General features: G+C 75.6%; 2 protein-coding genes and 1 pseudogene. All 3 read left to right on the top strand.

Annotation, left to right across the window (positions count from 1 at the left end; all coding sequences use genetic code 11):
* Positions 1-1,405, top strand: a 1,405-nt coding sequence (gene eccD / locus KGQ19_RS47550) for a type VII secretion integral membrane protein EccD (RefSeq protein ID WP_212022094.1), incomplete at its 5' end; no start/stop codon positions are given.
* A gap of 89 nt (positions 1,406-1,494) precedes the next feature.
* Positions 1,495-2,880: a type VII secretion protein EccB gene (gene eccB / locus KGQ19_RS47555; protein ID WP_212022096.1), complete on the top strand. Its 1,386-nt coding sequence runs from the start codon at positions 1,495-1,497 to the stop codon at positions 2,878-2,880.
* Positions 2,865-4,380 (top strand): annotated as a pseudogene (locus KGQ19_RS47560) (hypothetical protein); the annotation flags it as partial. The gene eccB and the pseudogene KGQ19_RS47560, both read left to right, overlap by 16 nt.

Raw genomic sequence — 4,380 nt, forward strand, 5'->3', positions numbered from 1 at the left:
CCCCATGACGACCACCACGGTCCCCGCCTCCCCCACCGCCTGGTCGGCCTCGGAAGTGTGCCGGGTCACCGTCGCCGGCCCGGCCAAGCGCGCCGACCTGGCCGTTCCGGTGACCGCCACCGTCGGCGAACTCCTGCCCCTGCTCCTGCGGCACACCGTGGACGGCACGGACCGCGACGGCGCCTGGGTGCTCCAGCGCCTCGGCGGCCCGCCGCTGGACCCCGGCGCCACCCCGGAGTCACTGGACCTGCACGACGGCGACATCCTGTATCTGAACCGCGAGGACGGTGTCCTGCCCGAGATCTCCTACGACGACCTGGCGGTCGGCGTGGCGCAGACCGTCGGCGCGCGCCGCGACCAGTGGCGGCCGGTGTTCACCCGGCGGCTGCTGATCGGGGCGGCCGCGGTGCCGCTGGCCGGGATCGCGGTACTGGCGCTGGGGCTGGCCTCGCGAGCCGGGCAGGTGGTGGCGCTGGCCGGCACGGCGCTGGTGCTGGCCGGGGCGGCGGCGCTGGTCAGCCGGCTGCTGGACGATCGCGGCGCCGGGCTGCTGACCGGACTGAGCGCCTGCGGCTTCGCGGTGCTGACCGGGCTGGCGGCCCGGCACGGGCTGGCCGGGGTGCTGGGCCCGGACTGGCGTGACCTGCAACTGGCCGGGGCGTGCGGGGCGTTCGTCGCCGCGGCGGTGCCGGCCGGCGGCTGGCTGCCCATCGACCCGTTCGGGGTGATCGCCGGGACCGGGTTCGCCTCGGCGGTCGGGGCGGCGCTGGCCGCCGGACTGCACTGGGACGCCACCCGCGCGGCGGCGGTGCTGGCCGCGGTTCTGTTCGTACTGACGATGAACGTGCGGTTCGTGCTGCGGGCCGCGCACCTGCGAGTGCCGCAGCTGCCCCAGTCGGCGGCGGAACTACAGCAGGACATTGAGCCCGCCTCAGCGCGGTCGGTGCAGCGCCGGGCAGAGACCGCGATCAGCTTCCTGAACAGCCTGTACATATCGGCCTCGCTGGTGTTCACGGTGGCGATCGTGCTGCTGGCCGACGGGAGCGGTTGGGCCGGCCGGACGCTGGCCGGGGCGCTGTCGGTCGCGGTGCTGCTGCGGGCCCGGTCGCTGACCCTGGCCTGGCAGCGGGTGCCGCTGACGGCGGCGGGGTCGGTCGGCGCCGTGGCGGTGCTGCTGCTCCCGGTGCTGCGGGGCTCGGCGACGGCGCACGGGGTGGCGATCCTGGTGCTCGCCGTGGCCTCCGGAACGCTGCTGGCGCTGGCCCGGCGGCCGGCCGCCCAGCGCCTGCTGCCGGTCTGGGGCCACCTGGCCGATCTGCTGGAGACCTGGACGGCACTGGCGGTACTGCCGATCCTGCTCCAGTTCCTGCACGTGTACGCCCGGATGCGCGCGCTGGCCGGCTGACGATCGGCGCGACCGGAACGACGGAACGACGGAACGACGGACCCGACAAGGGCGACCAGGACGACAAGGACGGCTGAGGGGAATCGACGATGCAGAGCCGCCGCGATCACATCCACGCGTATCAGTTCTCGGCCAGCCGGCTGGTCCATGCGGTCACCTCCGGCGATGTCGGGGTCGGGGACATCCCGTTCCGACGGGCCCGGTTCGGGACCCTGCTCGGCGTGGCCGCCACGGTGTTGCTGTGCGGCGGCTCGGCGGTGTACGGGCTGATCTCGCCGGTGCCGAACACCGCGTGGCGCACGCCGGGTTCGGTGGTCGTGGACGCCGACACCGGGACCCGGTACCTGGTGGTCGGCACGACGCTGAGACCGACCGCGAACTACACCTCGGCGCGGCTGCTGGCCGGGGCGACGGCGAAGGTACAGGTCGTCGCGCACAAGCTGCTGGCGGCGATGCCGGTCGGGCCGGTGATCGGGATCGCGGGCGCGCCGGCCACGCTGCCCGCCCCCACGGCGCTGCTGGCCGGGAAGTGGGCCTTGTGCGTGCGGCCCGGCGACGATCACAAGACCGTGCTGGACCTGAGTCCGGACACTGACGGGACACCGGCGCCGGTACAGCGCCGGATGCTGGTCGCCGGGGCGGCGGACGGGACCGGCAGGACGCCGGAGTACGTGGTCTGGGACGGCGTGAAGTTCCCGGTGCCGGACGTGGCGACGCTGACCGCGCTCGGGATGGGCGACGTGGCCGCGCTCCCGGTGAACGATCAGTGGCTGGCGGCGGTGCCGACCGGGCCGGCGCTGAGCGCGGCCGCGGTGCCCGGGGCCGGAACGCCGGGTCCGCGGATCGGCGGCAAGGACAGCAAGGTCGGGCAGGTGTTCCTGGTGACGGCCGCCGGGGTGGAGCAGTACTACGTGTTGCGGACGGACGGGCTGGCGCCGGTGTCGCGGACCGAGGCGGCGCTGCTGAGCCTGACGGCGCCCCCGGAGCCGGTGACGCCGGCCGACGTGGCGGCGACGGCGGCGTCCCCGGACTCGTCGTTGTTGCACAGGCTGCCGGACGTGCTGAGCGGGGATGTGTACCGGACGGAGGGGCGCGCGCTGTGCGCGGTGCAGACATCGTCGACGCCGCCGGCCGACGGCGGGCCCGCCACGGATCCGCCGGCTCCGGGCGGGATCGTGGTGGAGAGCGCGGCCGCGCTGATGACGGGTCCTGACGTACTCGTGCCGGCCGGGCAGGGGATGTTGGTGCAGCCGCCGGGTGACGCCGCCAATCCGCTGGCCGGCCAGCTGCCGACGTATCTGATCGCCGGCGGCGGCCTGCGGTATCAGGTGGTCGGGATCGGGGCGGCCGGCGCGCTGGGGTTCTCGGGACTGGTGCCGCACACGGTGCCGACGCAGCTGCTGGCGTTGTCGCCGGCCGGTCCGGACCTGTCCGTGGCCGCGGCGCAGAAGGATGTGCCATGGGGATCGGGGTGACCAGGCACCCGGAGCGGCCGGCCTCCGCGGTGCTGCCGCTGCGGTGCGCGCGGGTCGGGTCGGCGCTGCTCGTGCACGACGGGATCGAGGTGGACGCCGCGACCCGGGCGTTCGCCGAGCAGTTGGCGGCCGAACCCGGCCGGACCGCGGTCGTCGCGGACGTGGACCCGGGGACGCCGCCGACGTCCTGGGAGACGGTGGCCGAGGCCATCGCCACGGCCGAGGGGACGCCCCGCCTCATCCCGAGCCAGCGAAGCCGGATCTCCACGGTGCCGGCCGGGATCTGGCTGGCCGAGCGGATCGGCCGGGAGGTCATCGCGCACGAGGGGCGGGCGTCCACCGCGGCCGACGGCGCGTTGTTCGTGCCGGCCGCGGCCGGGCGGGGCTGGCTGCGGTTCCTGCCGGGCATCGAGGAGCCCGTGGTGTTCTCGCGGCGCTTCCCGACCCCGGCCTGGGAGGGTCCGGCCTTCACCGAGGCCCGGGTGCTGGCCGAGGACCTGGTCGCCGAGCCCGTGCCGGCCGGGGTGTGGATCCACGCCGCCGCGGAGTCGGAGCGGTCGCGGGTGTATCGCAAGTGGCTGATCACCGGGCTGCCCGGCTCCGCCGACGCCCCCCGGGCCGTCATCGGCCACCCCGGCGCGGCCCCGGTCCCGATCGGGCGGATCGCCGCCTTCTGGCACCGGCTGCCGGGCCCGGCCCGGCCGGGGGTCCGGTTCGACGCCTTCGGCCCGGTCCAGACGCTGTCGGGGCAGCCGGTCGGCGCGGACTTCGGGCAGCAGCTGGCCGATCTGCTGGGCACGACGGTGCTGACCGGGGTCGGGGTGCGGGTGCGGGTCGGACCGCGCGATGTGCGGGTGTTGCTGCCCGAGGGCGCCATGTCCTGGACGCCGTATCTGACGGAGGTGGCGCACCAGCCCCGCAAGTACACCGGCGGCGTGGCCGCCGGGCCGGATCCGGTTCGGGCCAGGTCGCCGATTCCGGGGGTGGCGGAGCTGGAACCGGGGGTGTTCCGGTTCTCGCCGGAGGCGGTGCTCGAAGTCACGCAGAGCGGGTTGTGGCTGCGGCCTCCGGGGGCGGCGCGAAGCGCGGCCGACACGGCGATGCGCAGTCGTCCCCCGCAGCCCGAGACGGCCTGGCTGTGGTACGAGCCGGGCCTCGGCGACCTGGCGGGGCAGGCGCGGTGGCGGCTCGGGCCGGGACAGCAAGCGCTGTTCCAGCTCCGAGAGGCCGAGCCGGTCGATCAGCGCACTGAGATCGATCCGGCCGGGATCACCGAGACCGCCGGGCCGACGGCGCCGGTCACCGAGACGGCCGGACCCCGGGCGCTGGCATCCAGGCCCGAGGTCGCGGCCGGGCTCGATGTCGCACTGGCCGGGCCGGCCGAAGCCGAAGCCCAAACCGAAGCCGAAGCCGAAGCCGAAGCCGAAGCCGAAGCCGAAGCCGAAGCCGAAGGAGCATACGACGACGCGCCGGACCCGCACGCCCCGGCCGAGTCCGGCG

It is taken from the genome of Catenulispora pinistramenti (assembly GCF_018274385.1).
Classification (GTDB): domain Bacteria; phylum Actinomycetota; class Actinomycetes; order Streptomycetales; family Catenulisporaceae; genus Catenulispora; species Catenulispora pinistramenti.